Here is a 26925-nt window from a genome sequence, read left to right as displayed (position 1 = left end):
CCTGCCCGACGGGGCGGGAAACCCAGCTCGTCCGGCGATTGAGGACACGGCCGAAGGCCGTACGGGGCCTGGGGGCGAGCCCCCAGGCCCCGTACGGGCCTGGGGGCGAGCCCCCAGGCCGAAACACGCGACTAGCGTCGCCTGTGGGCCGTGCCGAAGATCGAGCGGGAGATCTCCCGGCCCAGCTGCGTGCCGACCGAGCGCGCCAGCGACTTGAAGATGCCGCTGCCCATCACCTGACCCACCACCGACTCGTCCTGCGCCCGCGCCCGCGGGGCCTTCGCCGTCCTCGCCGCCTCCTTGGCCTCCTTGGCCTGCTCGGCCTCCGCCGCCCGCACGGCCGCCGCCTCCGCCTCCTGCTGTTCGGCCGTCAGCTTCTCGTACGCCGACTCCCGGTCGACCGCCTCCGCATAGCGCGAGTACAGCTGCGAGGACTTCACCGCCTCGTCCAGGGCAGCCACGTCGATCGGGCCCATCAGCGACTGCGGGGCGCGCAGACGGGTCACCGCGACCGGCGTCGGGGCGCCCCTGTCGCTGAGCACGGTGATCACCGCCTCGCCCGTGCCGAGCCCCGTCAGCACCTCCTCCAGGTCGTACGGCGAGTTCGGGAAGGTCTTCACCGTCGCCTTCAGCGCCTTGGCGTCGTCCGGAGTGAAGGCGCGCAGCGCGTGCTGCACCCGGTTGCCGAGCTGCGCCAGCACATCCCCCGGAACATCCTTCGGCGTCTGCGTGACAAAGAAGACGCCGACTCCTTTCGAGCGAATCAGCCGCACCGTCTGCGTAATCGACTCCAGGAACGCCTTCGACGCCCCGTTGAAGAGCAGATGCGCCTCGTCGAAGAAGAACACCAGCTTCGGCTTCTCGACATCCCCGACCTCGGGAAGGTCGTGGAAGAGGTCCGCGAGCAGCCACATCAGAAACGTCGAGAACAGCTGCGGCTTGTCCTGCACGGCGGGCAGTTCCAGTACGGAGACGAGCCCGCGCCCGTCCGGAGCCGTACGCAGCAGCTCACTCGTGTCGAACTCCGGCTCGCCGAAGAAGCCGCCCGCGCCCTGCTGCTCGAAGGCGGTGAGCGCACGCAGGATCACCCCGGCGGTGGCCGTGGAGAGTCCGCCGATGTTCTTGAGCTCCGCCTTCCCGGTGTCCGACACCAGAAAGGCGACCACGGCCCGCAGATCCTTGAGATCCACCAGCTCCAGACCCTTGGAGTCGGCGTAGTGGAAGATCAGCCCGAGCGACTGCTCCTGCGTCCGGTTGAGCTGGAGCACCTTGGAGAGCAGTACGGGTCCGAAGCTGGTGACCGTCGCGCGCAGCGGAACGCCGGGGCCGATGCCGCCGAGGCCGTAGAACTCGCAGGGGAATCCCTTGGCCTCCCACGCCTGCCCGACCTGCCCGGCCCGCTCCTGGACCTTCGCGCCCGACTCGCCCGGGGCGGAGATGCCGGAGACATCACCCTTGATGTCGGCGAGGAAGACGGGCACGCCGTTCGCGGAGAGCTGCTCGGCGATCAGCTGGAGTGTCTTGGTCTTTCCGGTGCCGGTGGCGCCGGCGACCAGACCGTGCCGGTTGAGCATGGACAGCGGGATACGGATCTGGGCCTCGGGTCGGCACTGGCCGTCCCAGAGCAGTGCGCCGAGGTCCAGTGCGGCGCCGCTGAGGGCGTATCCGGCGGCGATCTCCTGCGCGGGCGGCGGTAGCGCGGACCCGGCGGCCGACGCGCCCGCCGGGGTGGACGCAGCCCCATCAGCCCCGGACACACCCGTGGGCGTTTCCGTTTCCGGCGCGTTCAGCGGCTGTTGGCTGGCGCTCATGGCGACCCCCTATTCCCGATATAGGCACTTTGACCAGCATTACACTGGCGCTGCCTGGCTGCGCCGACCGCCGCTTGCCCGGTAGGCTTTCCGTGTGATCTTCAAGCGCATCGGTAACGGGCGGCCGTATCCCGACCACGGCCGGGAAAGCACCCGGCAGTGGGCGGATGTCGCGCCGCGCCCGGTCCGCCTCGATCAGCTCGTGACCACCAAGGGCCAGCTGGACCTGGAAACGCTGCTCGCCGAGGACTCCACGTTCTACGGCGACCTCTTCGCGCATGTCGTGAAGTGGCAGGGCGACCTCTATCTGGAGGACGGCCTGCACCGCGCCGTGCGCGCCGCGCTGCAGCAGCGCCAGGTACTGCACGCCCGCGTGCTCGAGCTGGGCTGAGGCCGGGGCCGGGGCCGGTCGGCGACCAGTCCGACTGAGCCTTTCGGACCCTTTCGGGGCCGTACGGACGCAATCGATTGATCATCTAGTAGGCATCGGCACCAGCCCGCATTACGCTGCGCCCATGAGCATGCTCACTCCCCCCGGCATGGGCGGAAAGTACCGCATCACGGGCGACAAGTACCCGCGTATGCGACGCCCCAGCAACCGCCGCAGGATCGTATCGGCGGCCATCGCCGCGGCGGTCGCCCTCGGCCTGGCCGGCTGGGGAACGCTGCAGCTCATCGACGTCTTCGCGGGCGACGGCAAGAAGACAACCGCGGGCGGCCGCACGACGGACTGCAAGCCCGCGCCGAGATCGTCCGCCGCGCCCCCGGCGCCCAAGCCGGGCCAGATCACGGTGAACGTCTACAACGCGACCCCGCGCGGCGGCCTCGCCAAGGCGGCGGCCGACGAGCTGAAAAGGCGCGGCTTCGCCATCGGCAAGGTGGGCAACGCCTCTCCGGCGTACGACAAGAAGGTCCCGGGCACCGCAATACTGCTGGGCGCCCCCAACGCGTACGAGGGCGCCTTCCGCGTGCTCGGCACCCAGCTCCGGGGCAGCCAGCTGAAGACCGACACCCGCGAAACAGCGGACGTCGACCTGATCCTCGGCACGGCGTTCAAGGCCCTGGACACGAAGAAGGACGCCGACGCGGCTCTGGCCACCCTGGCCAATCCCGCTCCGGCGCCCTCCAGGAAGTGCTGAGGAACCACCCGGCTCCCAGCTCCTAGTCCACGGTCCCGTACATGCGGTCGCCCGCGTCGCCCAGGCCCGGCACGATGTAACCGTGGTCGTTGAGCCGCTCGTCGACCGAGGCGGTGACCACGGTGACCGGCGTGCCCGCCAGCTCGCGCTCCATCACCTCGACGCCCTCCGGCGCCGCGAGCAGCACGACCGCGGTCACATCGTCCGCGCCGCGCTTGATCAGCTCCCGGATCGCCGCGACCAGCGTGCCGCCGGTGGCCAGCATCGGGTCGAGCACGTACACCTGGCGGCCCGAGAGGTCCTCGGGCATCCGGGTCGCGTACGTCGACGCCTCCAGGGTCTCCTCATTGCGGATCATCCCGAGGAAGCCCACTTCGGCGGTCGGCAGCAGCCGCACCATGCCGTCGAGCATGCCCAGGCCGGCCCGCAGGATCGGCACCACCAGCGGGCGCGGGTGCGAGAGCTTCACGCCTGTCGTGCTGGTCACCGGGGTCTCGATGTCGACCTGCTCGGTGCGCACGTCCCTGGTGGCCTCGTAAGCGAGCAGGGTGACCAGCTCGTCGGCGAGGCGCCGGAAGGTCGGGGAGTCGGTGCGCTTGTCGCGCAGCGTGGTGAGTTTGTGCGCCACCAGCGGGTGGTCGACGACATGGATCCGCATGCGCACAACAGTATCCGCTCGCTTCAAGCCAGGGTCCGGAGGGAAGGTGGAGGGGGTCCCTCCCAGGCCGCAGGGCCTAGGGGGAATACGGACCAAGCCGTGGGGTGGTGTGGCCGATGCAGGAGCCTGAGCGGGAGCAGCACGACATAGAACCCGAGACTGAAGCGCAGCGCAGGCGGCGACGCGCCCAGTTCCTCCGCGAACTCAACGAGGCCAAGGCACTGCGTGAGCGAGTCCAGCCCAGAAGGGCCCGAGCGGCCCGGATGCGCCAGCAAATGCGCATGCGGACCTTCCGCTGGTAGCCCCTCCTCGTAAGAACTGATGGCCGACGCAACGACGGAAGACCTCTCGCAACGGGCTCGTTTCTGCCACGATTCCGAGTGGGCGGGGCACAAAGCACAGCGCCGCCGGTCGTCACACCTCTGATCAGTGGGAGAGTCACGGTGTACTTCGCCGCACTGCTCGCGCGCACTCAAGACGGGTGGCAAGCGAGCGACACAGAGCTCGACGATGTGGAGACCCTGTCGGATCTGACCGACCTGGCCCGTGATGCCTCGGTGGACGAGGACACGGTGCTCGTCTTCATCGAGCAGGAGGACGCTTGGTTCGGTGTCGTCCGCGTGGAGGGCGAGGAGGATCCTCGTATCTACGTCTCGGACGCGGCCGCGGCCGCACGCTCCTCGTACGGGGAGATCCTCACCAAGGAACTGCTCGGCGGGGACGATGACGACCCCGCCGACGATCTCGACACGCTGGACCTCGACGGCACCGAAGACGGAGAGCCGGAAGAGGACGACGAGGAGGAGGCGGACGGCGAGTCCGGCCCGGCCGGCGAGTTTGTGCCGGCAGGACCGGTCGGCGACCGCGACATCCTCATGGACCTGGGACTGTCGGAGAAGGAGCTGCTGGCGCTGGACACGGACGCGCTGCTGGAGATCGCGGACGCCCTGGGCGCCGCCGAGGTACTGGAGACCGTCCGCTAGTGACAGGACCGGCACCCGGTGGCGTACCGCCCGATCCCGTACGCGAGCCGTGGGAGGCGCCGATGCGCCTTGCCCTGGCAGCGGCGGAACGCGCGGCGCTGTCCGGCGATGTGCCGGTCGGCGCTGTCGTGCTGTCCGCGGACGGCACGGTCCTTGCCACCGGTCACAACGAGCGTGAGGCGACGGGCGACCCGACGGCGCACGCCGAGGTGCTGGCGATCCGCCGGGCCGCCGCGCATTTGGGAGAGTGGCGGCTGACCGGCTGCACGCTTGTCGTCACGCTGGAGCCGTGCACGATGTGCGCGGGCGCGATCGTGCAGTCCCGGGTGGACCGGGTGGTCTACGGCGCACGGGACGAGAAGGCGGGCGCGGCCGGTTCGCTCTGGGACGTCGTACGGGACCGAAGGCTCAACCACCGGCCCGAAGTCATCCTCGGAGTGCTGGAGGCCGAATGCGCCGAACAGCTGACGGGCTTCTTCCGGGACCGGTGAACGACGGGATCCCGGGCGGATTTCAGAGCACGGCCCACCTTGGGCTAAGCTCTCTCCCGGTAGCGTGTCCGAGCGGCCGAAGGAGCTCGCCTCGAAAGCGAGTGTGGCGCAAGTCACCGAGGGTTCAAATCCCTCCGCTACCGCAGATAGACGAAAGGGCGGTCCCGATGGGGCCGCCCTTTCGCGATCTGCCGTCTCAGTTGGCCTTCACGAGCGCTCCGGCGATCCCGTCGTCATCGTCGTCCGTCCCGTTTCCGTCCGGCTTCCAGATGAGTCCGTCGACCTGCCGAGCAATGCTGGTGCGGACCGTGTCGACCATGTGCTGATACCTCGCAGCCATGGCCGTGGACGACCAGTCCATGAGCCCCATCACTGCGCGCTCCGGCACTCCGAGGATGGGCAGGACCGTGGCGGCGGTATGCCAAGCGTCGTGCAGTCGGCCGTCCCGCACCTCGGCGTCAATGGGCCGCCTCGGCTCGCTCGGCATCCTGCTTGACCCTTGCGGGTGTGGAGCAGTTCCACAAGCTGTGGAGGAAGCCCGACCACCCGGCGTCCCGCGCGCGATTTGGTGTCGGCCGTCTCGGAGTTGGTCCGCTACCGCTGCGGGTAGTACCCCCCGGCCTTGCGGCCGCAAGTGTCTCCGCATCCGTGGGCGTAGCGCGGACGACGACGGCTGCGACGGGCCATCAGGAATCCTCCGTTGACGTCCACATCGGTCCACTTGAGGCCAAGGGCTTCCCCCCTGCCGGAGTCCGAGCGAGAGGGCCACGGCCCATCGTGCCGAGTTCCGGCGATCTCCGGCAGCCGATGACGCCGACCTGCGCACAGACAAAGGGCGGTCCCGAGGGGGACCGCCCTTTGTGGGCTCTCGTCTCGGTTACCAGTCCACGTACCGGATGGGCATCGAATACCCGGTCGCCGACGTTTATGCGATCGTTTCGCAGACGGAGAACCAGGTCACTTCGGGATTCTGGTCGGTGGAGCCGTTACGCACGTTGGTCGACCAACCGTTGAGTGTCTCGTCGGGGTACGACTGAGCGATCGTCGTGGCGGCAGTGTTGGACCTTGCATCCCCCGATACAGGCTCCAGTCCTTCAGGACATTCCGGGGTCCGCAAGTCAGCCGCGCCGGCAGGAACGACAATGGGGCCGACGGTAACCACCTCGCGCGTGATCGTCGGACCGGCAGGGCCAGTCGGACCGGTGGGACCCGGACCACCCGGACCACCCGGCGCCCCGGTCGGTCCCGTCGGACCCGGATCGCCCGGCGTACCCGGCGTGCCCGGCGCCCCGGTCGGTCCCGTCGGACCTGTCGGACCGGTCGCTCCCCTCTTGCAGTCACCCTTCTGGGACTTCAGCTTGTCGTCGTGCGACCCGCCCTTGCACTTGTCGCCTCTGCTGCCCTCACGGCTGGACACGCTCACGCCGTCAGCCATGCTCTGAGCCGTGGCCGTGACCGGGCTGACTACTCCGGTGGGGCCAGGACCAGCGCAAGCGAGGCGAGGGCGCCGCCGGCCATCCACTTGCCTCGTGGGGGCAGAGGTCCCAGCGGGGACACTGTCCTGTTGTCAGGAGTCATGCACTTCCTCCTTGTCCTTAAGGAATTCAAGTTCGAACCCAAGGCGGAGCCTGACCCGTACACAGTCGATAGGTCGTCACGCTCGGCCGGAACTCACCAGATGATCAGCAATTCGGAGCATTCGACTCAAACCTCGCCGGGGTCCACGCACCGGCATCTTCATCGCGTCCGCACGATGATCAGAAAGAAACGGTCCAGCGCACAACTTTCGGCTTCGCGAGGCGCCTTCGACCAGGTAGCCCCCCAGTCGGCGCGCAGTCTGCCGTCTCAGTTTCCGTCTCATTCACCGGCGTCCGTCACGGTTCACGGACGTACACCGCCCGCGGCCGGGGCGCAGTGCGAACCGAGGTGAACGCGTCCGAACGGCGTCTGGGCAGCCCTTGACCAGCACGAACAGACCTCGCCAGGCCCGGCCGCAGTCAGGGTCGGCCTAGGCCTCGACACCCGGACCCTTGGTCTTCAAGGGCTCGGTTAGACTCACGCGACTGCGCGACCGGGGGACAGTAGGGACCGCAGAGGCTGCAGGGACCACAGGCATCGCAGGGGAGGCAGGGGCTGATGGTGCAAACGAAGAAGATCGCTCTCTACGTTGTCGTTGTCTTCGTGCTGTACACGATCATCACCTCCCCGGACAGGGCTGCCGACATGGTCCAGATAGGCTTCGAGGGCATTTCGAGCGCCGCACAGGGCGTCGGACGATTCATGACAGAGCTCGTCAATTAGGAGTGCCCCTTGATCCGCCATCTTGTCCTCTTCAAGCTCAATGAGGGCGTCGATCGCGATGAGCCGCGGGTGGCCGCCGGCGTGAAGGCCTTCCAGGCGCTCGACGGGGTCGTGCCCGAGCTGGAGTTCTGGGAGTGCGCCTGGAACATCACCGACCGGCCGATCGCCTATGACTTCGCCATCAACTCCGCGGTGTCCGACCGCGAGGCGCTGGCGCGGTACATCGGGCATCCGGCCCATCAGGCTGCCGCCGGACAGTGGCGCGAGTTCGCCACGTGGGTGATCGCCGACTACGAGTTCTGAGCCCCCGGTTTCCCCAGCCCCTCGCCTGTCCGGCGGGGGGCCTTTTGAGTTTAGCCCTCAACTTGCCTTCAACACGGCGTTTTCGGGTGCTTGCACACAGTGGACATGTCTTGTGATGCTATGACCGCTTTTGACGGATGAGTTGACCGTAGTTGACCGCAAAGGGGTGGCGTGACCGTGTCGGCCAGTACTGCGCCTCAGGTGCCGCCCCAGAACGAGCGGCCCGACGACACCCCGGCGCCCGGAAAACCCCAGAGCCGGGGCGCGGACACCCGGGCACTGACCCAGGTGCTCTTCGGCCAGCTCAAAGAGCTGAAGCCGGGCACTCCGGAACACTCCCGGGTGCGTGGGGCGCTGATCGAGGCGAATCTGCCGCTGGTGCGCTACGCCGCCGCGCGGTTCCGCTCCCGCAACGAGCCGATGGAGGACGTCGTCCAGGTCGGCACGATCGGGCTCATCAATGCCATCGACCGCTTCGACCCGGACCGCGGCGTGCAGTTCCCGACGTTTGCGATGCCCACCGTGGTCGGCGAGATCAAGCGGTACTTCCGCGACAACGTACGGACCGTCCATGTGCCCCGGCGGCTGCACGAGCTGTGGGTGCAGGTCAACGGCGCCACCGAGGATCTGACGACGGCTCATGGGCGCACCCCGACGACAGCCGAGATCGCCGAGCGGCTGAAGATCGGTGAGGACGAGGTGCTGGCCTGCATCGAGGCCGGGCGTTCCTACCATGCGACCTCCCTGGAGGCGGCCCAGGAGGGCGACGGGCTGCCGGGGCTGCTCGACCGGCTCGGTTACGAGGACCCGGCGCTGGCCGGCGTCGAACACCGCGACCTGGTTCGCCATCTGCTCGTACAACTGCCCGAGCGGGAACAGCGGATCCTCATGCTCCGCTACTACAACAATCTGACGCAGTCGCAGATCAGCCAGGAGCTGGGCGTTTCACAGATGCATGTGTCAAGGCTGCTTGCCCGAAGCTTTGCCCGACTCAGATCCGCAAACAGGATCGAGGCATAGCTGAAACGGGTAAACCGTTTCAGGGGCAGCTTTGGGCTGCCCAAATGCCGCACACCCTCTGCTTCCTGCGCAAATTCACCCGATACATGTCGACATGTCACTACAGCGTGTTGCCGACATGTGACATTCTGCGGGAACCGCGTTTGCCGCAGCCCCGCCTCCGGTATTCAGGTGGAGGCTGCGTTCCTCCGATGGTCGTGGCCGCCGCGACCGTCCGCGACCTCAAGGGGGTGGCATGTCCGTAGAACAGGGCAGCTCGAAGGTGCTCACGCTCACAAAGAGCGCACCCGCACCTGTCGTGCCTGACAGCTCGGAAGCCATCGACACGCGCACTCTGTCCCGCTCCCTGTTCCTGCGGCTGCGCGCGCTGGACTCCGAGGGAACGGGCGACGCCCCGGAGCGCACCTATGTGCGCGACACCCTCATCGAGCTCAATCTGCCTCTCGTGCGGTACGCCGCGGCGCGGTTCCGGTCCCGCAACGAGCCGATGGAGGACATCGTCCAGGTCGGCACGATCGGCCTGATCAAGGCGATCGACCGGTTCGACTGCGAACGGGGCGTGGAATTCCCGACGTTCGCGATGCCGACGGTCGTCGGCGAGATCAAGCGCTTCTTCCGCGACACCTCGTGGTCGGTGCGGGTGCCGCGCCGGCTCCAGGAGCTGCGGCTCGCGCTCACCAAGGCCAGCGACGAGCTGGCCCAGAAGCTCGACCGCTCCCCGACCGTTCCCGAACTCGCAGCGGTGCTCGGGGTGTCGGAGGAGGACGTGGTCGACGGTCTCGCCGTCGGCAACGCCTACACCGCCTCCTCGCTGGACTCGCCCTCGCCCGAGGACGACGGTGGCGAGGGCTCGCTCGCCGACCGGCTGGGGTACGAGGACACGGCGCTGGAGGGCGTCGAGTACCGCGAGTCCCTCAAGCCCCTGCTCGCCAAACTCCCGCCCCGCGAGCGGCAGATCATCATGCTGCGGTTCTTCGCCAATATGACCCAGTCGCAGATCGGCGAGGAGGTCGGCATCTCGCAGATGCATGTCTCGCGGCTGCTGACCCGTACGCTCGCGCAGCTGCGGGAGGGCCTGATCGCCGACTGACCCCGGACCGAAGCCCGCCGACAGGGTTCCTTATTGACGGTGCGTCAGACACACTGACGCGATGCGACGACGTCATGGAGCAGCTCTCGCAGCGGTCGCGCTCTGCCTCGGCGGGGCGCTGACCGCGTGCGGGAGCGGCGGCGGCGACGGCTATGTGGCGGTCGGCGCCGCCGGATCCGGGCCCGATGAGGCGCCCACGGCCGCCGTGCCACCGAAAGGCAAGGTCGTGCTGGTGCCGCTGGACGGTGGCATGCCGTCCGGTGATGCGGAAGGCAAGACACCGGGCAGGCCCGGGAAGCCGGGCGGGACGGGGACGGCGCCGGGCGGGCAGGAGCTGCCCGCCGTACCGGACAGCGGCGGTACGGGACGTACGAGCGGCGGCACCGGCGGCACGGACGGCAGCACCGGCGGCGCGGGAAGTTCCGGCGGCAGCACCGGCGGTGGACCCGCCACCCCGACCCCGCCCGGCACCACCCCGCCGAAGCCCACTCCCACGCCCCCAGGACCCGCCGTGCTCAGCCTCGGCGTCCCGGTTCGCGCAGCCCTGGAGGTGCGCTGGTGCGAGAAGGTGGCCGTGGAGTTCCACAACACCGGCGGCTCACCGGCGGCTTCGGGCAGCGTCACCTTCGCGACGCACATCATCGGCGCGCTCGGGATCGACTGGGCGACCATCGAGTCGGCTCAGCCGCTGCCCGCGCCGATCGCCGCAGGAGCGGTGAGAAAGCAGGCGTACACCGTGTGCGTGGACGCCTGGCGGGTGCCGCTGGGCATGCATATCGAGACCCAGGACGTCACCGCCGTATGGAAGTGAGCCGACCCGAGGCGGGCCAGGGCACGCCCTAGCCGAGGGCGAGCCAGGCCACCGCGCCGAGGATCACGACGGCCGCGATGACGCCGACGATCAGCCCGACCCGCGAGGAGGACTGCGTGGCGGGCGCGGCCTGCCGGCCCCGCGGAGCGCCGTCGTCGACAAAGGCGCGGAACATCTGGGTGCTGCCCGCGGGGTCGTAGTTGCCCTCGGGGCCCTGACCTTGGGGAGCATGGGGGTTGTGTGCCATGGGGCAGGACCCTAGCGAACCCGCCTGCTGCGCCCAACCCCGGGCGGGTAGCGCATCCCTCCCCCGGCGAGCCATGACCGGACCCATGCAAAGCCTTTGAGGTTCCTTTACTGCCGCAACCCCGCTTTTAGTTTGCCTGCAGCAACCAACAGCTTCTATGGTTGCCCTAAGCAACAAGATGTGGGAGGGGCGGGCTGCCATGGCCGCACACAGTCAGTACGCGGAACTGGCCCGCCAGCTCAGCGCCATCGGTGCCGTGAAACGCGGCCTCGCGCGGATACTGCCCGCCGAGTGCCCGTCCGGCTCCGCCGCCGTCCTGACCCTGCTCGATCGGCACGGTGAGATGCGGATGAGCCGACTCGCCGAGCTCCTCGCCGTCGACATGTCGGTGACCAGCCGCCATGTCGCCCACGCCGCCGAGCGCGGCTGGATCGAACGGCTCCCCGACCCGGGCGACAAACGCTCCCGCATCCTGCGGCTGACCCCCGCGGGCCAGAACATGCTCGGCGAACTCGCCGAACGGACCACGGACATGTTCGCCCGCAACCTCAAGGACTGGTCCGACGACGACGTCGGACAGCTCATCGAGATGCTCGCCCGCCTGCGCGACTCCTTCGGAGACTGCCGGGCGCGCCATCCCGACGAACGACAACAACAGCAGCACGGCAGCACGACGACCCGCACACCCGCGTGACTCGACGTAAAGACGCAAGTAAAGGATGAAAATGGCTACGACCACACCAACCGGTGTGCGGGGCGGCCACGCCAAACACGGAGGCGCCCACGCCTCCGACGGCGGCGCGCCAATGACACACCGGCAGATCATGGAGGCGTTGTCCGGGCTGCTGCTCGGCATGTTCGTCGCCATCCTGTCGTCGACGATCGTCTCCAACGCCCTGCCGGAGATCATCACCGACCTCGACGGCGGCCAGAGCGCGTACACCTGGGTGGTGACGGCCTCGCTGCTGGCGATGACCGCGACCACGCCGCTCTGGGGCAAGCTCTCGGACCTCTTCTCCAAGAAGCTGCTGGTCCAGATAGCCCTCGTCATCTATGTCCTGGGATCGGTGGTCGCCGGACTCTCGCAGAGCGCGGGCATGCTGATCGCCTGCCGTGTGGTCCAGGGCATCGGCGTCGGCGGCCTCACCGCCCTCGCGCAGATCGTGATGGCCGCGATGATCGCCCCGCGCGAGCGCGGCCGCTACAGCGGCTACCTCGGCGCGACCTTCGCCGTCGCCACCGTCGGCGGCCCGCTGATCGGCGGCGTCATCACCGACACCGAGTGGCTCGGCTGGCGCTGGTGCTTCTACGTCGGCGTGCCGTTCGCGATCATCGCGCTGATCGTTCTGCAGAAGACCCTGAAGCTCCCGGTCGTGAAGCGCCAGGTCAAGGTCGACTGGTCGGGCGCCTTCCTCATCAGCGCGGCGGTCTCGCTGCTGCTGGTCTGGGTGACCTTCGCCGGCGACAAGTACGACTGGATCTCCTGGCAGACGTACGCCATGGTCGGCGGCTCCGTCGCGCTCGGCGCGCTCTTCCTCCTGGTGGAGGCGAAGGCGAGCGAGCCGATCATCCCGCTGCGGCTGTTCCGCAACCGCACCATCACACTGGCGTCGCTGGCCTCACTCTTCGTCGGTGTCGCGATGTTCGCGGGCACCGTCTTCTTCAGCCAGTACTTCCAGCTGGCGCGCGACAAGTCGCCGACGATGTCCGGCGTCATGACGATCCCGATGATCGGCGGCCTGTTCATCTCGTCGACCGTCTCGGGCCAGATCATCACCAAGACGGGCCGCTGGAAGGCGTGGCTGGTCAGCGGCGGTGTGCTGGCGACGGCGGGCCTCGGACTGCTCGGCACCATGCGGTACGACACCGAGTACTGGCGCATCGCGGTCTTCATGGCCGTCCTGGGTCTCGGCCTCGGCATGATGATGCAGAACCTGGTGCTCTGCACGCAGAACCAGGTGGCCCCGGCGGACCTCGGCTCGGCCAGCTCGGTCGTCACCTTCTTCCGGTCCCTGGGCGGTGCGATCGGTGTCTCGGCGCTGGGCGCGGTCATGGCCAACCGGGTCACGCGCTACGTCAAGGACGGGCTCACCGAGCTCGGCCCACAGGGCGCGGCGCTGGGCCACGGCGGCACGGGCGGCGGCGGCATCCCCGACCTGGACAAGCTGCCGGGGCCGATCCGTACGGTGATGGAGAGCGCGTACGGGCACGGTGTGGCCGACGTCTTCCTCTACTCGGCGCCGTTCGCGCTGCTCGCCTTCCTGGTGACGCTGTTCATCAAGGAAGTCGCGCTGAAGAGCCACGCGGCGCCGGAAACGGCGGACACGGCGGAGACCGTCGCGGCTCCCGAGGCTGTGGACGCTCCCGTCCAGGCCGTCGAGACCATTCCCGTCCCTGCGGGCGGCACGACGGTATGTGGTGTGGTGCGCGGAAACGAGGGCGTGCCGGTGCCTCAGGCAGCGGTCACGCTGATCTCGCCGACCGGACGGCAGCTCGGCCGCGCGGTCGCCCAGCCGGACGGAAGCTATGCGCTGGATGCTCCGGGCGCCGGTTCGTACGTACTGATCGCCTCCGCCGACGGCTTCCAGCCGCAGGCGTCCACGGTGGTCGTCGGCGACGAGACGCTGGTCTACGACATTCTCCTCTCCGGCACGAGCGGTCTGACCGGGACCGTGCGGGCCGCCGCGAGCGGTGCGCCGATCGAGGGCGCCATGGTGATCGTCACCGATGTGCGCGGCGATGTGCTGGCCACCGGGAAGAGCGCGGAGCAGGGCGAGTTCGCCTTCGGTGAGCTGGTGCCCGGCTCGGTGACCGTCGCGGTGAACGCCGCCGGCTACCGGCCGCTGGCGTTGCCGGTGGAGATCGGCGGCCAGGGCGTGACCCGTATCGAGGCGGCCCTGCAGGCCGGAGCCCTGGTCCAGGGCGCCGTCCGCGGCGGAGCCGACCGGCGTCCGCTGGCCGACGCCCGGGTGACCCTGGTGAACGCCGCGGGGAATGTGATCGCCACCGCGACGACCGGGGACGACGGGGCGTACGCCTTCGCCGACCTGGACGCGGGGGAGTACACGGTCATCGCGACCGGGTACCCGCCGGTGGCCTGCGCGCTGACGGTGGCCGGGCGCGGGGTCGACGGCCACGACATCGAACTCGCCCACCCCGGCGAGTAGCTGAGCCCCCGGCCGGGCGCTCGCTCTGTAGCGGAGGCGAGCAGCCGGCCGGTGGAAACGGGCCCCGAAGGCGGGGACGGCGGGCAGGGGACGGCCTGCCGCCCCCGCCCGGGGCCCGATCATTTTTTGCGCATGTGCGGCAAGGAGAGAAAACGGGATGAGCGGCATGGGACTTCGCGCACAGGTGAGGACGCGGGACGGCTGGGCGGTCCAGCACGCGGTCGTGACCGTGACCGACATGACCGGCGCGCAGGTACTGCGGGCGACGGCGGACGGGGACGGCGCGGTGACCTCCGCGGATCCCCTGGCCCCGGGCCCGTACACGGTGATCGTGACGGCGCTCGGGTACGCCCCGGCCGCCTCGACCGCGCTGGTCACGGCGAGCGGCCGGGCCGAGGTCGGCACGGTGGTACTGGCCCGCCAGGGCGGCGTGGAACTCCCGCCGCCCGGCGCGTGGTCGGTGGACCCGGCGCACTCGTCGGTGGGCGCGGCGGCGCAGCATCTGGGGATCTCCAGCGTGAACGGGCGCTTTACGGAGTTCGGCGGCCGCATCACCATCGCGCCCGACCTGTCGCAGTCCCGCGTGGACGCGGTCATCCAGGCGGCGTCCATCGACACGGGCAACGGCCTGCGCGACAAGCACCTGTGCTCCGCGGACTTCCTGGACGTCGAGCGGTACCCCGAGATCACGTACCGCAGTCACGGCCTGACCCCGGCGGGCACGGACCGCTGGACGGTGCACGGCCAACTCTCGCTGCACGGCGTCGCACGCGAAGTCGACCTGGACCTGGCGTACTTGGGTACCGGACCGGACCCGTGGGGCGGGGTGCGGGCGGCCTTCCGCGCGACCACGGAGCTGCACCGCGAGGACTTCGCGATGAACTACAACCAGGTGGTGCAGGCGGGCATCTCGGCGATCGGAACGACGCTGAAGGTGGAACTCGCGGTCCAGGCGGTCCAGGGCGAGCAGCTTCCGGCGGCCTGAGGATTAGGCTGCGGCGCATGGCACCCAACATCGCCACCAACACCCAGGTGGAGCTCGACCAGTTGCTGGAGTTCGTACGCCCCAGGCACCGGGCGATCCTGCTGACCACCCGCGCCTCGGACGGCACCCCACAGGGATCCCCGCTGACCTGCGGGGTCGACGATTCGGGCCGGATCGTGGTCTCGACCTACCCGGAACGCGCGAAGACGCGGAACGCGAAGCGGAATCCGCGGGTGAGCGTGATCGTCCTGTCGGACGACTGGGACGGGCCGTGGGTCCAGATCGACGGCACGGCGGAGGTGATCGACTCCCCGGAGTCGGTGGAGCCTCTGGTGGAGTACTTCCGGAACATCTCGGGCGAGCACCCGGACTGGGACGAGTATCGCGCCGCGATGGTGAAGCAGGGCAAGTCGATCATCCGGGTGACGCCGGAGCGGTGGGGGCCGATTGCGAAGGGCGGCTTCCCAGCGAGGCTCAGCGGGAGCTGAGGCCGGGGGGTGTGGCTCTGGGGGCGGTGCCCGCGGCCCCGCCGCTCCAACGGCTCCGCTGCGGGGCGCGGGGTCTCGGGGTGCGGGGTCTTGTGCGGTGACCGGGGCCGGGGGTGATTCCCCCACCCCACCCCTTCCCGAAACTGGGGGCTGCGCCCCCAGACCCCCTGCCGGGGGAAGGGGGTACGCGTCGGGTCCTTGGCTCAGTACCCCCGTGAGGCCCCGGGCACTGGACGAGTCCGGCGCACCGGTGTCGTCTCGTTCGGGTGGGGAGGTGCCGTGCAGGGTCGGCCCCGCAGGGGATTGGCGGCAAAACCGGGGTCACGCACCAAGACCCTGTACGCCGCCGACCCCGAGGAGTCGAGCCCGGAGGGGCACCGGAGCCCGCACCCGACAAGACCGGACGACCCCGCCGGAGGCAACCCGCACCCCGCAGCCCGAGCAACAAGATCCCGCACCCCGCCGGAGGCAACCCGCACCCCCCTACGCGCGAGCAACCATCGCTTCGATGCCGGCTACCAGCAAGTCCAGCGCAAACCCGAAGTCCCGTTCCCTCATCTCCTCCACCGTGTCCCCGCCCCTCGCCTTCATCAGTTCAGCCGACTCCTCGAACGCCGCCTGCAAACCCGGCTGCTGCCCGATCGCGCCCATGACCTGGTGGAAGTAGTCGTCCTGGCTGATCCCCGCCGTCGCGCAGCGCTGCGCGAAGCGGCCCTCCACCGTGCCGAAGCCGTACACGAACTGGAACACCGCCGAAAGGGCGCCGGTCTGGCCGTGCAGCGGCAGACCCGTGTTGCGTATCACCCGCTGGACCGTCGTGGAGAAGGCCATCGAGCGCGGTCCGATGTTGAGGTACTCACCGATGAGCGGCGACACCCAGGGGTGGGCGACCAGCAGTGACCGGTAGCCGCAGGCAAGCCGGCGCAGCTGGTCGCGCCAGTCCGCGTCCGGGGCGTCCGCCGGCGGAAGCGGGAGCTCTCCCATGACCCGGTCGAGCGCCAGCTCCAGCAGATCGTCCTTGGTGTCCACGTACCAGTAGACCGACATCGCGGTGACGTTCAGCTCCGCGGCCAGCCGCCGCATCGAGAACTTCGCAAGGCCCTCCGAGTCGAGGAGCCGGACCGTAGCTGCGATGATCTTGTCGCGGTCGAGGCCGGCGGGCTGCTCGGTCCTCCGTTTGGGGGTCGCCTTGCCGTCGAGCCACACACTGGTCCGCGCGTGACCCTTCGCGCGGTCGGCCGCACTCACCATCGCGCATCCTCCTCGGTTCTTCCCGGCCGGGGCGGACGAGCCGGAACGGGCCGGTCCGCCCGCTCCCGATGCTATGCCGCTGCCTTGGGTGAGTCTGCCCGCTCCGCCCGCCTCAGCAGCATCGCCGCCAGCAGACCGCCGGCCAGCACCGCCACCGCGCCGACCAGCTGACTCGTCTCCAGGCCCGAGGCGAACGCGTCGGAGATGCGGCCACGTTCCGCGGGACCGTCGGCCGCGGCGAGCGCCGCGGGCAGCGAGGCCGCGCCCACCACCGTCGGCACGAGAGCGGTGAAGCGGGAGTTCAGTACGGCGCCCAGAACGGCGACGCCGAGGCCGTTGCCGAACTCGGCGAGGGTGCCGTTCACACCCGCCCCCACACCCGCCTTCTCCGGCGGAATCGCGCTCATGATCGCGTTGGCCATCGCCGGCATGGAGAGCGCGACACCCGCACCCATCACGATCAGCCCGAGCAGCATCCCGCCGTAGCCGTCGGCGCCGAGCACCGCGATCGCGGCGAGGCCGGCTGCCACCAGGGTCATCCCGGCGGCGATGCTGCCCGGAGTGCCGAGCTTCGGCAGCAGCCGCGCCCCGACACCCGTGAGGTTGAGGGCGATGACGGTCAGCGCGAGCGGAGCCGTACGCAGACCCGCGTCCAGCGGCCCGTAACCAAGTACGAACTGCAGATGCTGGGTCAGCAGAAAGAGCGAACCTCCCATGCCGAAAGCGACGAGGATCGCGCCGGCGACCGCGCCGATGAAGCGCTGGTTGCCGAAGAAGTGCATGTCCAGCATGGGGTACGGGATCCGGAGCTCCCAGAGTACGAAGACGCCGAGGACGAGTACGCCGACCGCGGCCGAGCCCAGAACCTGCGCGGAGGTCCAGCCGTGCCCGGGCCCGGAGATGATCGCGTACACCACCGCGGTCATGCCGATCGTGGACAGCAGCGCGCCGAGCAGATCGGGACGGTCGCCCTGCGGGTTCCTGGACTCCGGTACGAGTGCGACCACCGCGAACAGTCCGATCGCCGCGACCGGGATGTTGACCAGGAAGATCGCTCCCCACCAGAAGTGGTCGAGCATGACCCCGCCGATCAGTGGACCGGCCGCGAAGCCCAGGGAGTTGACGGTGGACCAGAGGCCGATGGCCTTGACTCGCTCGGTGTCGTCGAAGATCTGGACGACGACGGCAAGGGTCGTGGTCATCAGCAGCGCACCGCCGACGCCCATGCCCGCGCGGGCGGCGATCAGCTGCGTCGCGGACTGGGCCAGCCCCGCCGCGAGCGAGCCGAGGCCGAACAGCGCGAGGCCCGCGACCAGCATCTTCTTCCGGCCGTAGCGGTCGGCTGCATTGCCCGCCGTGAGCAGCAGTCCGGACTGGACCAGCGAATAGGCGTTGATCATCCACTGGATGTCGGCGGTGGAGGCGTCGAGTTCCCGGGTGAGGGAGGGGATCGCGACGCTGAGGACGGTGTTGTCGAGCAGCACGGTGAGCTGGGCGAGGCAGATGACGCCGAGGATGAGCCAGCGCTGCGGGTGGCCCGTGGGGGCCGGGCGGGTCTCGGCAGTCGTTGCCGTCATACATGCTCCTTGTACGGTGTACGAGCTCGCTTCTCGTACACCGTACAAGGAATCCTCGTACGGCGTATAGGACTATTTCTTGTCCGTCAGGTCGTAGAGGGTCGTGCCGCCCACGGTGACCTTGGTGAAGGTGGACTCGATCCAGGAGGTGATCCCGGAGCTGGAGTTGCCACCGGGGCCGCCGCCCATGCCACCGCCGCTGCCGCTGCCGCTCGAGATGAAGTAGTGGATCTTCCCGTCGGCCACGTACTGCTTGAACCGGGCGAGGCTCGGGGACGGGTCGCTTCCGTTGAAGCCGCCGATCGCCATGACCGGCTTCTCGGTGGCGAGCTGGTAGCTGGCGGCATTCTGGGAGCCGATGGCTGCGGCGGCCCAGGTGTAGTCGTCGGCGTTCTGCTTCAGCTTGGCCTCGACCGCCGAGTTGACGTTCGCGCCCTGGAGGAGGCCACCCATGCCACCGCCTCCGCCGCCGGCGCCGCGTTCGCCCTGACCGGGGAAGCCGCCGGGCAGCCGGCCCTGACCCTGCCCCTGACCTTGCCCCTGACCTTGCCCCTGGCCCTGGCCCTGGCCCTGACCTTGGCCCTGGCCCTGACCTTGGCCCTGGCCCTGGCCCTGGCCCTGACCCATCTGACCGCCGGTCGGAGGCTGCCCCATACCGCCGGCGGGACCACCCTGCTGACCCTGACCCTGCGCTTGGCCCTGCTGCCCCGGCGGCTGCATCCGGCCGCCGGGGCCGCCGCCGTCACCGCCGCCCCCAGGACCGCCACCGCCGCCGGGACCACCCCGGCCGCCCGCGACCGCCGGCCCCGCCGTCACGATCGAGCCGGCGTGGCCCTCGCTCACCGTGCTGAGGGAGTACGCGAGCGGGCCCGCCAGCGAGACCGCGATTCCCAGTCCGGCCGCACCCAGCGCCAGTCGACGGCCCATCCGGCCCGCGAGCAGCAGCCCCGCGGCCGCCGCCAGACCGCCGATCAGCACCGCCCAGCGCAGCCACGGCAGATAGTCCGTGCTGCGTCCCAGCAGCGTGTACGACCAGTACGCCGTGACCGCGACCGTGCCGCCCAGCGCCGCCGAGCCGAGCAGCTTCGTCCGCTCCTCCCACAGCACCGTGGCGCCCATGCCGACGAGCGCGGCGATGTACGGCGCCAGCGCCACCGTGTAGTACTCGTGGAAGATCCCGGCCATGAAGCTGAAGATTCCCGCGGTCATCAGCAGCGAGCTGCCCCAGACCAGGAAGGCCGCGCGCGCCGTGTCCGTGCGCCTGGCGCGCCAGGTGACGACGATCCCCGCGACGAGCAGCAGCAGCGCTGCGGGCAGCAGCCAGGAGATCTGGCCGCCGATGCCGGCGCTGAACATCCGGTCGATCCCGGTCTCGCCCCAGCCACCGCCACCACGGCCGCCAGCTCCTCCTCCGCCGCCGCCTCCGACGCTGCCGGTCTCATTGCCGTTGATCCGGCCGAGGCCGTTGTAGCCGAAGGTCAGCTCCAGGAAACTGTTGTTCTGCGAGCCGCCGATGTACGGACGCGACGCCGCCGGCCACAGCTCGACGATCGCCACCCACCAGCCGCCCGCGACGACCATCGCCAGCCCCGCCAGGGCGAGTTGGCCGACCCGCCGCCGTACGGTCGTCGGCGCGCACACCGCGTACACCAGCGCCAGCGGCGGCAGGATCAGGAACGCCTGCAGCGTCTTCGTGAGGAACGCGAAGCCGACCGCGACGCCCGCCCAGACCAGCCACTTCGTCCGCGCGTCCTCCAGCGCGCGCAGCACGCAGTACACGGTCACCGTCATCAGCAGTGCCAGCAGCGCGTCCGGGTTGTTGAAGCGGAACATCAGCGCGGCGATGGGCGTCAGGGCCAGCACCGCGCCCGCGATCAGCCCGGCGGCGGGCGTGAAACGACGGCGTACGGCCCCGTACACCACGCCCACCGTCGCGACGCCCATCAGCACCTCGGGCAGCAGGATCTGCCAGGAGCCGAGCCCGAAGAGCCGTACGGACAGGGCCATCGGCCACAGCGCCGCCGGAGGCTTGTCGACGGTGATGGAGTTCGCGGCGTCGGACGAGCCGAAGAAGAAGGCCTTCCAGCTCTCGCTGCCCGCCTGCACGGCGGCGGAGTAGAAGGAGTTGGCGTAGCCGGACGCGCTCAGGTTGTAGACGTAGAGCAGCGCGGTGGCGAGGAGGATCGCGAGAAAAGCGGGCCGCACCCATGAGGCGTCCTCCTCCCGGCCGCGCCAGATCCGAGCCATGCGCCCGCCCGCCCGGCGGTGCCCGCCGAGTCCCTGCTGGTCGGCGCCGGGCGGGAGCGGGGCTGCGCCGGGCGCGGGCCGGACGGCGTCGGGCGCGAGCCCCACCGCCTGCGGCGAGAGACCGGGCGGGCTCCCCGGTGGCGGATACGCGTGGCTGTCGTGCGACGTGGTCATCGTGCGTTCCTCTGGTCGTTGTCCTGCGGGACGACGCGCAGCTGCGTCGTCACGTCCCACATGCGGTCCGCGGCTTCACCGGCGCGGAAGTCGGCTGTGTCGTTCGGGTGTTGGGCCTGTCCGGTAACGGGCCGGGCCGTCGCGGATTCGTCCGCCGCAGGCGCATCGCGCCGGTCCGGGAAGACCCACGCCCGGAAGAGCAGGAACCGCAGCACCGTCGCCGCCAGGTTCGCGGCGATCAGGACCGCGAGTTCGGTGCTGTGGGAGGGGCTTCCGGCGGCCGCGTCCAGGGCCGCCAGCGAGCCGCTGGTCAGCGCGAGCCCGATGCCGAACACGACCAGGCCCTGCGCCTGATGGCGTACCGCGCGGTCCCGGCCGCGTACGCCGAAGGTGAGCCGGCGGTTGGCGGCCGTGTTCGCGACGGCGGAGACCAACAGCGCGCCCGCATTGGCAACTTGGGGCCCCACGCCGGCTCGGAAGAGCGAATACAGCAGCAGATACAGGAGCGTGGAGAGCGCCCCCACCACACAGAAACCGACCAGCTGCCGGGCCAGACCGCCCGGCACTCCGCTGAGCTGCCGGTCCCGCGGGTCGTCGCCGAAGGGCCGCGCCAGCCGGTCGAGCGGCAGCGCGCCGACCGCCAGCGCCCGCCCCACCCGCCACACGCCCTTGAGGTCGTCCGTCGCCGTGCTCACGATGTGCACCGTGGAGTCCGGGTCGTCGACCCAGTCCACCGGCACCTCATGGATACGCAGCCCGGCGCGCTCCGCCAGCACCAGCAGCTCCGTGTCGAAGAACCATCCGGTGTCCTCGACCATCGGCAGCAGCCGCTCGGCGACCTCCCGCCGTATCGCCTTGAATCCGCACTGGGCGTCGGAGAACCGCGCGGCAAGCGACCCGCGCAGAATCAGGTTGTAGGCGCGCGAGATGAACTCCCGCTTCGGGCCGCGCACCACCCGCGACGACCGCGCGAGGCGCGATCCGATCGCCAGGTCCGAGTGCCCCGAGATCAGCGGCGCGACCAGCGGCAGCAGTGCGTTGAGGTCGGTCGACAGATCCACATCCATATAGGCGAGTACGGGGGCGTCGGAGTGCGACCACACGGTGCGCAGCGCGCGCCCCCGCCCCTTCTCCTCCAGCCGGTACGACCGCACCTCGGCGATCGTGTCGTCGAGCCACGCCGCCACCTCGGGCGTGCGGTCGGTGCTCGCGTTGTCGGCGATGGTGATCCGGAAGCCGTACGGGAAGGTCCGCGCAAGGTGGTCGTGCAGTCGCAGCACGCACCGCTCGAGGTCGGCCTCCTCGTTGTAGACCGGGATCACCACATCGAGTACGGGCAGTCCGGCCGCGGCGGCGAGCAGATGCTCCCGGGCCGGCAGAGTCCCCCTTGGGGTGTCGGTTCGCATGGAACGACACTCGGCGGGCGCGCTGTCACATCTGTGTGATGCGCCTGTGCCCCGTCTGTGAGTCGTACACGGCGGGCAGTTCCACCGCGAAGACGGTGTGACCGGGCCGGGACCACACCTTCACGGTGCCGCCGTGCGCGCTGACGACGGCCTGCACGATCGTCAGGCCGAGACCGGTGCTTCCGGCGCCCCGGGACCTGGACGCGTCGCCGCGCGCGAACCGTTCGAAGATGTGCGGTTGCAGCTCGGGCGGGATGCCGGGCCCGTCGTCCTCGATCTCCAGCACGACCTTCGGCCCGCCGACACGCACCCGCGCGGTGACAGTGGTGCCGGGTGGCGTGTGGGTACGGGCGTTCGCCAGCAGATTGACGAGCACCTGATGGAGCCGGGCGCCGTCGCCGCGTACGGTCGCAGGGTCGACCGGCAGCTCGAGCAGCCACTTGTGGTCCTGGCCCGCCGCCCGCGCATCGCTGAGCGCGTCCACGACCAGCGGGGAGAGATCAGTGCTCTGGTACGAGAGCGGGCGTCCGGCATCGAGCCGCGCGAGCAGCAGCAGGTCCTCCACCAGGCCCGTCATCCGGGTCGCCTCGGCCTCGATCCGACCCAGTGCGTGCCGGGTGTCCGCGCCGACCTGCTCCCGTCCGCGCCGGGTCAGCTCGGCGTACCCGCGGATCGACGCCAGCGGCGTACGCAGCTCGTGGCTGGCGTCCGCGACGAACTGCCGCACCCGTGTCTCGCTCTCCTGACGCATCGCGAGCGCCGAACCGACGTGCCCCAGCATCCGGTTGAGCGCGGCGCCGACCTGCCCGACCTCGGTCCGAGGATCGGCCTCGGCGGCCGGGACCCGCTCGTGCAGGGCCACCTCACCGCTGTGCAGCGGCAGTTCGGAGACCCGGGTGGCGGTGGCGGCGACCCGCCGGAGCGGCCGCAGCGCGACGCCGACCAGGGCGGCGCCGGCGATCCCGGCGGCGATCAGTCCGGCGCCGGTGACACAGACCTCGACCACTATGAGGGTGCCGAGCGCGTCCTGCAGCTCTCGCGTAGGGAGCCCGACGAGGAAGGAACCGCGGCTCCCGGTGATGTACTTGACCCGGTATTCGCCCAGGCCCGCCAGCTCCACGGTGTGCGCACTGCGGTCGCGCGGGGCCTCCGCCAGGCCCTCGGCCTGCGCCACGGTGAGCAGGCTCACCTGCGGCGCGAGCCCGTCCGACGCCTGCTCGGTGCTGGCCACGCCCCGGTCAATGTTGCCGTCGTCGCCAACCAGGGCGCCGACGGTGCCCACCGGCATACCGCCGCCGTTGACGAAGCCGAGCGGATCCTTGGACAGCGTATCGATGGGCGACCGCCCGCCGCCCATGTCCGGCGGGCCCGCGGCCCGGATCGCGACGTTGCGCAGCTGGATGTCCAACTGGCCGTACAGATAGGTGCGGTACGCGATGGTCGTGACCGTGCCGATCACCGCCGCCACCACCGCGATCAGCGTCACCGCGGAGACCACGAGCCGGGTCCGCAGCGACCATCTGCGGCCCCTGAAACCGCTCAAGCTACTCACCGGGCTTGATCAGATACCCGGCACCGCGCCTGGTGTGGATCATCGGCGGCCGCCCCGCATCGATCTTCTTCCGCAGATACGAGACATACAGCTCGACCACATTGGCCTGGCCGCCGAAGTCGTAGGACCACACGCGGTCGAGGATCTGCGCCTTGCTCAGCACGCGCCGCGGATTGCGCATCAGAAAGCGCAGCAGCTCGAACTCGGTCGCCGTCAGATGGATGGAGTCCCCGCCGCGGCTGACCTCATGGCTGTCCTCGTCGAGCGTCAGGTCGCCGACCGCCAGCATCGACTCGCTCCGTACGGTCGCCGCGCCCGACCGCCGGATCAGCCCGCGCAGCCTGGCCACGACCTCCTCCAGCGAGAACGGCTTGGTGACATAGTCGTCGCCGCCCGCCGTCAGCCCCGCGATCCGGTCCTCGACCGCGTCCCTGGCGGTCAGAAAGAGCACCGGCACCTCGGGCAGATCGCGGCGCAGCCGCCCCAGCACGGCCAGACCGTCCATGTCCGGCAGCATCACATCCAGCACCACCGCGTCGGGCCGGAAGTCGCGTGCCGTGCGCACCGCGCCCGCGCCGTCGCCGGCGCTGCGCACCTCCCACCCTTCGTAGCGCAGGGCCATCGACAGCAGCTCGCTCAGCGCTGTCTCGTCGTCCACGACGAGTACGCGGACGGGGCTGCCGTCCGGCCTGAGCATTTCGGTACGCCCATGGGGCGAGGTCGCGGTCATGCTCGTACCCTGCGACCCCGCCCTGAGAAGGTCCTTTCCACTTCCTGTGAATTTCCTGAGAATGCGCTAGGAGTGCGGAAGACCGAACAGCCTGGCGCCGTTCTCGTAGCAGACCGCTCGCAGCCAGTCGTCCCCGAGCCCGAGGCCTTCGAGCGCGCGGAGTTGATGGACGTACGGATACGGGATGTTGGGGAAGTCCGTGCCCAGCACGATCCGGTCGCCGAGGTCGGCGAGCCGTGCCCTCTCCCGCTCCGGGAAAGGCGCGAACCGCTCGCTGAAGTCCGTGAAGGCCATCGTCGTGTCCAGTCGCACCTCGCCGTACCGCTCGGCGAGATCCAGGAAGTCCGTGTACTCCGGCATTCCCATGTGCGCGACCACCAGCCGCAGCCGAGGATGCCGCGCGAGCAGCCGGCCCACCGGCTCGGGCCCGGTGTGCTTGCCGGGCGCAGGCCCGGAACCGCAGTGCATCACCACGGGGACCCCGGCCTCGGCGAGCAGCCCCCAGACGGGATCGAGCCGCGCGTCATTGGGGTCGTACGCGCCGACTTGGAGATGCGACTTGAAGATCCGCGCGCCGGTCTCGACCGCCTCTCGTACGTAACGCTCGACGCCGTCCTCCGGGAAGAGGGTCGCCGTATGCACACAGTCCGGTGTGCGCGCCGCGAACTCCGCCGCCCAGCCGTTGAGCCAGGCGGCCATCCCGGCTTTGTGCGGATAGAGCATCGAGGTGAAGGAGCGCACCCCGAACTCGCGCAGCAGAGCGACCCGTCGCTCTTCCTCGTGCCGATAGGTGATCGGCCACTCCAGGCCGGTCAGCGGCCCGGCGGCGTCGAAGTAGGCCCACACCTTCCTGAGGACCTGCTCCGGCATGAAGTGCGTGTGGACGTCGACGAGGCCGGGAAGCCGGAGCCGCTCCCAGAACCTCCGTACGTCCGCCGTCTCGTTGTCGTTCGAACCCTCGGTCCGGCCCTCGATCCGGCCTTCGTTCGAGCCCTCGATCCGGCCGTCAGTCCCGTCAGTCCCGTCAGTCCCGCTCAAAACCGTAACTCCGCTCGACCTTGCCGACATGGACGCTGTAACTCTCGTACCACTCGGCCCGTCCGCGCTTCTGCGCGGCCTGGTGCTCCAGATTCCGCTGCCAGGTGGCGATGGCTTCCTCGTCCCTGAAGTACCCGACGGTGATCCCGAGCCCGCCGGGTGTCCGCGCCGACTCGTACCCGAGGAACCCGGGGACCTCTTCCACCAGTTTCTTCATGCGCTCGGCGGTCTCGCCGTATCCCTCGGGCCGCTCCGTCTGAACCGAGGTGAAGACCACGGTGTAGTAGGGCGGTTCATGTGCCGCGACAGGTTTGATGCTCATGACACTCACCTTCCGTTCCCGGTCACGGAGGTGTCCAGACTCATTGCCCGAAGGGATCCATACGGGATCCAACATTTGACCTTCGGGTCGCACGAGTTGGCAAAGCCGCCGGAATCAGCCGTCAGAAGAGCCCGTCCTGCACGGCGCCGGGAGCGCCCTTCTCGGCGAGGGGCACCGTCACCCCCGCATCGCACTCGGCCCCCACCAGCGCCCACCCGGTCATCAGCCGCGTATCGACCACGACAAGACCGTCACCCGCCGTCCGCAGATGCAGATCGGGCCCGGCGGCCGCCACCAGCAACCCCGCGACCACCCCGCCGTCCACCAGCTCGCGCACCACCCCGGTCGTTGCCGGCAGCCCCTCGAGCCCGAACACCTCGGCGTGATCGACCGCCTCGAAGTCCATCCGCTCCAGCGACTCCGCCCACCCGCCAAGGCCGACCGCGCGCCGGTGCAGCTCTTCGATCTCCGCGGCCCGCTCGACCGCACCCGGCAGCGCGGCCCGTACCGCCCGCTTGTCGGCGTACGGAATCCGGTCCGGCACGCCCAGCGCCGTACGCAGCAGTTCCTCGGTCCGCCGCGCCGCCATCAGCGGCCCGCGCCCCAGCCAGCTGAAGACCACGGCCCCCTGCTCCAAAAGCCGCGCCGCTCCGCGCTCCTCGGCGGTGATCCCTACCTTGACCATGCCAGGACCGAACCAGGCGAGATACACGCGGTACGTCCGCGGGTCGTCGGCGATCGTGTCGGCGGCCACCGAGTGCGCCCGGTCCAGCCGCGCACACTCCGCACACCGCGCCTGCGTCGCCCGCCCGGACACGACGGCCCGCAGGGGGCAGGGATTCCCCCGCGCTCCGACACACCGCCGCTGCCCCTCGGCCTGGAAGCCCAGCTCTTTCCCAGCGGTGAGCGGACTGATCCGCCCGCCCTCCCACTCGAGCACGGGCATCCGCGTCCCGCGGGGCCAGCCGAGCCCCGCACACCGCCACGCCATACACACACCTCCGGCCGAATACGGGGACGCTACCGGAGCGCACGGACCGCGGCCGTGGTTACGCCGGCCGCGACCCTCAATGGGCTGAACACCCGTTCAGTTGTGGCCGGAACTCGTCGCCGTCTAGGCTTGGCGCAGACGCA

26 protein-coding genes, 1 tRNA gene and 1 pseudogene are annotated in these 26925 nt (G+C 70.0%); 15 read left to right on the top strand and 13 right to left on the bottom strand.

Annotated features, from left to right (window positions below; translation table 11 throughout):
* Nucleotides 1–131 precede the first annotated feature (131 nt).
* Nucleotides 132–1811, bottom strand: coding sequence for a helicase HerA-like domain-containing protein (locus ACFYXH_RS15735; RefSeq protein ID WP_389562854.1), 1680 nt, complete (start codon nt 1809–1811; stop codon nt 132–134).
* A gap of 94 nt (nt 1812–1905) precedes the next feature.
* Here ACFYXH_RS15735 and ACFYXH_RS15730 point away from each other — a divergent pair, with 94 nt between their 5' ends.
* Both ACFYXH_RS15730 and ACFYXH_RS15725 read left to right on the top strand, forming a co-directional pair.
* Nucleotides 1906–2202, top strand: coding sequence for a type II toxin-antitoxin system VapB family antitoxin (locus ACFYXH_RS15730; RefSeq protein ID WP_003955420.1), 297 nt, complete (start codon nt 1906–1908; stop codon nt 2200–2202).
* Between the two features lie 148 nt (nt 2203–2350).
* The gene (locus ACFYXH_RS15725) at nt 2351–2950 is read left to right on the top strand and encodes a LytR C-terminal domain-containing protein (RefSeq protein ID WP_389563025.1); all 600 of its coding nucleotides are present in this window, start codon (nt 2351–2353) and stop codon (nt 2948–2950) included.
* 22 nt (nt 2951–2972) lie between these two features.
* Here the strand turns inward: ACFYXH_RS15725 and upp are convergent, their stop codons facing one another.
* A complete protein-coding gene (upp, locus tag ACFYXH_RS15720) occupies nt 2973–3608 on the bottom strand; it encodes a uracil phosphoribosyltransferase (RefSeq protein ID WP_389562853.1) in 636 nt (211 codons plus the stop codon).
* 116 nt (nt 3609–3724) lie between these two features.
* Here upp and ACFYXH_RS15715 point away from each other — a divergent pair, with 116 nt between their 5' ends.
* From ACFYXH_RS15715 to ACFYXH_RS15700, 4 genes are all read left to right on the top strand, one after another.
* A complete protein-coding gene (locus ACFYXH_RS15715) occupies nt 3725–3910 on the top strand; it encodes a hypothetical protein (protein ID WP_389562851.1) in 186 nt (61 codons plus the stop codon).
* A gap of 141 nt (nt 3911–4051) precedes the next feature.
* Nucleotides 4052–4591 (top strand): hypothetical protein, encoded by a 540-nt coding sequence (locus tag ACFYXH_RS15710; RefSeq protein WP_327324638.1) that lies wholly within the window; start codon nt 4052–4054, stop codon nt 4589–4591.
* Between the two features lie 62 nt (nt 4592–4653).
* A complete protein-coding gene (gene tadA, locus ACFYXH_RS15705; protein ID WP_327328396.1) occupies nt 4654–5082 on the top strand; it encodes a tRNA adenosine(34) deaminase TadA in 429 nt (142 codons plus the stop codon).
* Between the two features lie 58 nt (nt 5083–5140).
* Nucleotides 5141–5225: transfer RNA gene (locus tag ACFYXH_RS15700), tRNA-Ser, on the top strand.
* Nucleotides 5226–5278: 53 nt separating this feature from the next.
* Here the strand turns inward: ACFYXH_RS15700 and ACFYXH_RS15695 are convergent.
* Nucleotides 5279–5887, bottom strand: a pseudogene (locus tag ACFYXH_RS15695) (tyrosine-type recombinase/integrase); the annotation flags it as partial.
* 1331 nt (nt 5888–7218) lie between these two features.
* Here ACFYXH_RS15695 and ACFYXH_RS15690 point away from each other — a divergent pair.
* The 5 genes from ACFYXH_RS15690 to ACFYXH_RS15670 all read left to right on the top strand — a co-directional run bounded on the left by ACFYXH_RS15690 (nt 7219) and on the right by ACFYXH_RS15670 (nt 10607).
* A complete protein-coding gene (locus tag ACFYXH_RS15690; protein ID WP_385304306.1) occupies nt 7219–7383 on the top strand; it encodes a hypothetical protein in 165 nt (54 codons plus the stop codon).
* Nucleotides 7384–7392: 9 nt separating this feature from the next.
* The gene (locus ACFYXH_RS15685) at nt 7393–7686 is read left to right on the top strand and encodes a Dabb family protein (protein ID WP_385304305.1); all 294 of its coding nucleotides are present in this window, start codon (nt 7393–7395) and stop codon (nt 7684–7686) included.
* Nucleotides 7687–7863: 177 nt separating this feature from the next.
* Nucleotides 7864–8706, top strand: coding sequence for an RNA polymerase sigma factor SigF (locus tag ACFYXH_RS15680; protein ID WP_385304303.1), 843 nt, complete (start codon nt 7864–7866; stop codon nt 8704–8706).
* Between the two features lie 235 nt (nt 8707–8941).
* A complete protein-coding gene (locus ACFYXH_RS15675; RefSeq protein WP_389562848.1) occupies nt 8942–9796 on the top strand; it encodes an RNA polymerase sigma factor SigF in 855 nt (284 codons plus the stop codon).
* 61 nt (nt 9797–9857) lie between these two features.
* Entirely contained in the window at nt 9858–10607 is a 750-nt protein-coding gene (locus ACFYXH_RS15670) for a hypothetical protein (protein ID WP_389562846.1), read from the top strand.
* A 28-nt stretch (nt 10608–10635) separates the two neighbouring features.
* Here ACFYXH_RS15670 and ACFYXH_RS15665 read toward each other — a convergent pair whose 3' ends face one another.
* Nucleotides 10636–10854 (bottom strand): hypothetical protein, encoded by a 219-nt coding sequence (locus ACFYXH_RS15665; RefSeq protein WP_389562844.1) that lies wholly within the window; start codon nt 10852–10854, stop codon nt 10636–10638.
* Nucleotides 10855–11053: 199 nt separating this feature from the next.
* Between ACFYXH_RS15665 and ACFYXH_RS15660 the strand changes: the two genes are divergently transcribed.
* The 4 genes from ACFYXH_RS15660 to ACFYXH_RS15645 all read left to right on the top strand — a co-directional run bounded on the left by ACFYXH_RS15660 (nt 11054) and on the right by ACFYXH_RS15645 (nt 15494).
* Nucleotides 11054–11548, top strand: coding sequence for a MarR family winged helix-turn-helix transcriptional regulator (locus tag ACFYXH_RS15660; RefSeq protein ID WP_389562843.1), 495 nt, complete (start codon nt 11054–11056; stop codon nt 11546–11548).
* 31 nt (nt 11549–11579) lie between these two features.
* Nucleotides 11580–14021 (top strand): MFS transporter, encoded by a 2442-nt coding sequence (locus ACFYXH_RS15655; RefSeq protein ID WP_389562842.1) that lies wholly within the window; start codon nt 11580–11582, stop codon nt 14019–14021.
* Between the two features lie 166 nt (nt 14022–14187).
* Nucleotides 14188–15006, top strand: a complete 819-nt coding sequence (locus tag ACFYXH_RS15650) for a YceI family protein (protein ID WP_389563022.1) — start codon at nt 14188–14190, stop codon at nt 15004–15006.
* Between the two features lie 17 nt (nt 15007–15023).
* Nucleotides 15024–15494: a PPOX class F420-dependent oxidoreductase gene (locus ACFYXH_RS15645; protein ID WP_389562841.1), complete on the top strand. Its 471-nt coding sequence runs from the start codon at nt 15024–15026 to the stop codon at nt 15492–15494.
* Between the two features lie 483 nt (nt 15495–15977).
* On the opposite strand, the gene ACFYXH_RS15640 is transcribed toward ACFYXH_RS15645, so the two are convergent.
* The 9 genes from ACFYXH_RS15640 to ACFYXH_RS15600 form a co-directional block, all read right to left on the bottom strand.
* Nucleotides 15978–16745, bottom strand: coding sequence for a TetR/AcrR family transcriptional regulator (locus ACFYXH_RS15640; RefSeq protein WP_389562839.1), 768 nt, complete (start codon nt 16743–16745; stop codon nt 15978–15980).
* 71 nt (nt 16746–16816) lie between these two features.
* A complete protein-coding gene (locus ACFYXH_RS15635; protein ID WP_389562837.1) occupies nt 16817–18322 on the bottom strand; it encodes an MFS transporter in 1506 nt (501 codons plus the stop codon).
* A gap of 72 nt (nt 18323–18394) precedes the next feature.
* On the bottom strand, nt 18395–20743 hold the full coding sequence (locus ACFYXH_RS15630; RefSeq protein ID WP_389562836.1) for an ArnT family glycosyltransferase: 2349 nt from the start codon (nt 20741–20743) through the stop codon (nt 18395–18397).
* Nucleotides 20740–22149 (bottom strand): glycosyltransferase, encoded by a 1410-nt coding sequence (locus tag ACFYXH_RS15625; RefSeq protein ID WP_389562835.1) that lies wholly within the window; start codon nt 22147–22149, stop codon nt 20740–20742. The genes ACFYXH_RS15630 and ACFYXH_RS15625 overlap by 4 nt, the downstream gene beginning before the upstream one ends.
* A 25-nt stretch (nt 22150–22174) precedes the next feature.
* Nucleotides 22175–23692, bottom strand: coding sequence for an ATP-binding protein (locus ACFYXH_RS15620; protein WP_389562833.1), 1518 nt, complete (start codon nt 23690–23692; stop codon nt 22175–22177).
* A 1-nt stretch (nt 23693) separates the two neighbouring features.
* Nucleotides 23694–24431 carry a response regulator transcription factor gene (locus ACFYXH_RS15615; protein WP_327324650.1) on the bottom strand — a complete coding sequence of 246 codons (738 nt, stop codon included), beginning with the start codon at nt 24429–24431 and terminating at the stop codon, nt 23694–23696.
* 66 nt (nt 24432–24497) lie between these two features.
* Entirely contained in the window at nt 24498–25406 is a 909-nt protein-coding gene (locus tag ACFYXH_RS15610; RefSeq protein WP_389563020.1) for an amidohydrolase family protein, read from the bottom strand.
* A gap of 49 nt (nt 25407–25455) precedes the next feature.
* Nucleotides 25456–25791, bottom strand: a complete 336-nt coding sequence (locus ACFYXH_RS15605) for an antibiotic biosynthesis monooxygenase family protein (RefSeq protein ID WP_385304281.1) — start codon at nt 25789–25791, stop codon at nt 25456–25458.
* Between the two features lie 121 nt (nt 25792–25912).
* On the bottom strand, nt 25913–26782 hold the full coding sequence (locus ACFYXH_RS15600; RefSeq protein ID WP_389562831.1) for a DUF2797 domain-containing protein: 870 nt from the start codon (nt 26780–26782) through the stop codon (nt 25913–25915).
* Nucleotides 26783–26925 lie beyond the last annotated feature (143 nt).

Origin of the sequence: Streptomyces sp. NPDC002730 (genome assembly GCF_042888805.1) — a bacterium.
Classification (GTDB): domain Bacteria; phylum Actinomycetota; class Actinomycetes; order Streptomycetales; family Streptomycetaceae; genus Streptomyces.
This window is presented reverse-complemented; position numbering and strand designations above follow the sequence as displayed.

Coding starts and splice junctions, on each gene's coding strand:
- ACFYXH_RS15735 (WP_389562854.1), bottom strand. CDS start 1,811: ATGAGCGCCAGCCAACAGCCGCTGAACGCGCCGGAAACGGAAACGCCC.
- ACFYXH_RS15725 (WP_389563025.1), top strand. CDS start 2,351: ATGGGCGGAAAGTACCGCATCACGGGCGACAAGTACCCGCGTATGCGA.
- upp (WP_389562853.1), bottom strand. CDS start 3,608: ATGCGGATCCATGTCGTCGACCACCCGCTGGTGGCGCACAAACTCACC.
- ACFYXH_RS15715 (WP_389562851.1), top strand. CDS start 3,725: ATGCAGGAGCCTGAGCGGGAGCAGCACGACATAGAACCCGAGACTGAA.
- tadA (WP_327328396.1), top strand. CDS start 4,654: ATGCGCCTTGCCCTGGCAGCGGCGGAACGCGCGGCGCTGTCCGGCGAT.
- ACFYXH_RS15690 (WP_385304306.1), top strand. CDS start 7,219: ATGGTGCAAACGAAGAAGATCGCTCTCTACGTTGTCGTTGTCTTCGTG.
- ACFYXH_RS15675 (WP_389562848.1), top strand. CDS start 8,942: ATGTCCGTAGAACAGGGCAGCTCGAAGGTGCTCACGCTCACAAAGAGC.
- ACFYXH_RS15670 (WP_389562846.1), top strand. CDS start 9,858: ATGCGACGACGTCATGGAGCAGCTCTCGCAGCGGTCGCGCTCTGCCTC.
- ACFYXH_RS15665 (WP_389562844.1), bottom strand. CDS start 10,854: ATGGCACACAACCCCCATGCTCCCCAAGGTCAGGGCCCCGAGGGCAAC.
- ACFYXH_RS15660 (WP_389562843.1), top strand. CDS start 11,054: ATGGCCGCACACAGTCAGTACGCGGAACTGGCCCGCCAGCTCAGCGCC.
- ACFYXH_RS15655 (WP_389562842.1), top strand. CDS start 11,580: ATGGCTACGACCACACCAACCGGTGTGCGGGGCGGCCACGCCAAACAC.
- ACFYXH_RS15650 (WP_389563022.1), top strand. CDS start 14,188: ATGGGACTTCGCGCACAGGTGAGGACGCGGGACGGCTGGGCGGTCCAG.
- ACFYXH_RS15645 (WP_389562841.1), top strand. CDS start 15,024: ATGGCACCCAACATCGCCACCAACACCCAGGTGGAGCTCGACCAGTTG.
- ACFYXH_RS15640 (WP_389562839.1), bottom strand. CDS start 16,745: ATGGTGAGTGCGGCCGACCGCGCGAAGGGTCACGCGCGGACCAGTGTG.
- ACFYXH_RS15635 (WP_389562837.1), bottom strand. CDS start 18,322: ATGACGGCAACGACTGCCGAGACCCGCCCGGCCCCCACGGGCCACCCG.
- ACFYXH_RS15630 (WP_389562836.1), bottom strand. CDS start 20,743: ATGACCACGTCGCACGACAGCCACGCGTATCCGCCACCGGGGAGCCCG.
- ACFYXH_RS15625 (WP_389562835.1), bottom strand. CDS start 22,149: ATGCGAACCGACACCCCAAGGGGGACTCTGCCGGCCCGGGAGCATCTG.
- ACFYXH_RS15615 (WP_327324650.1), bottom strand. CDS start 24,431: ATGACCGCGACCTCGCCCCATGGGCGTACCGAAATGCTCAGGCCGGAC.
- ACFYXH_RS15605 (WP_385304281.1), bottom strand. CDS start 25,791: ATGAGCATCAAACCTGTCGCGGCACATGAACCGCCCTACTACACCGTG.
- ACFYXH_RS15600 (WP_389562831.1), bottom strand. CDS start 26,782: ATGGCGTGGCGGTGTGCGGGGCTCGGCTGGCCCCGCGGGACGCGGATG.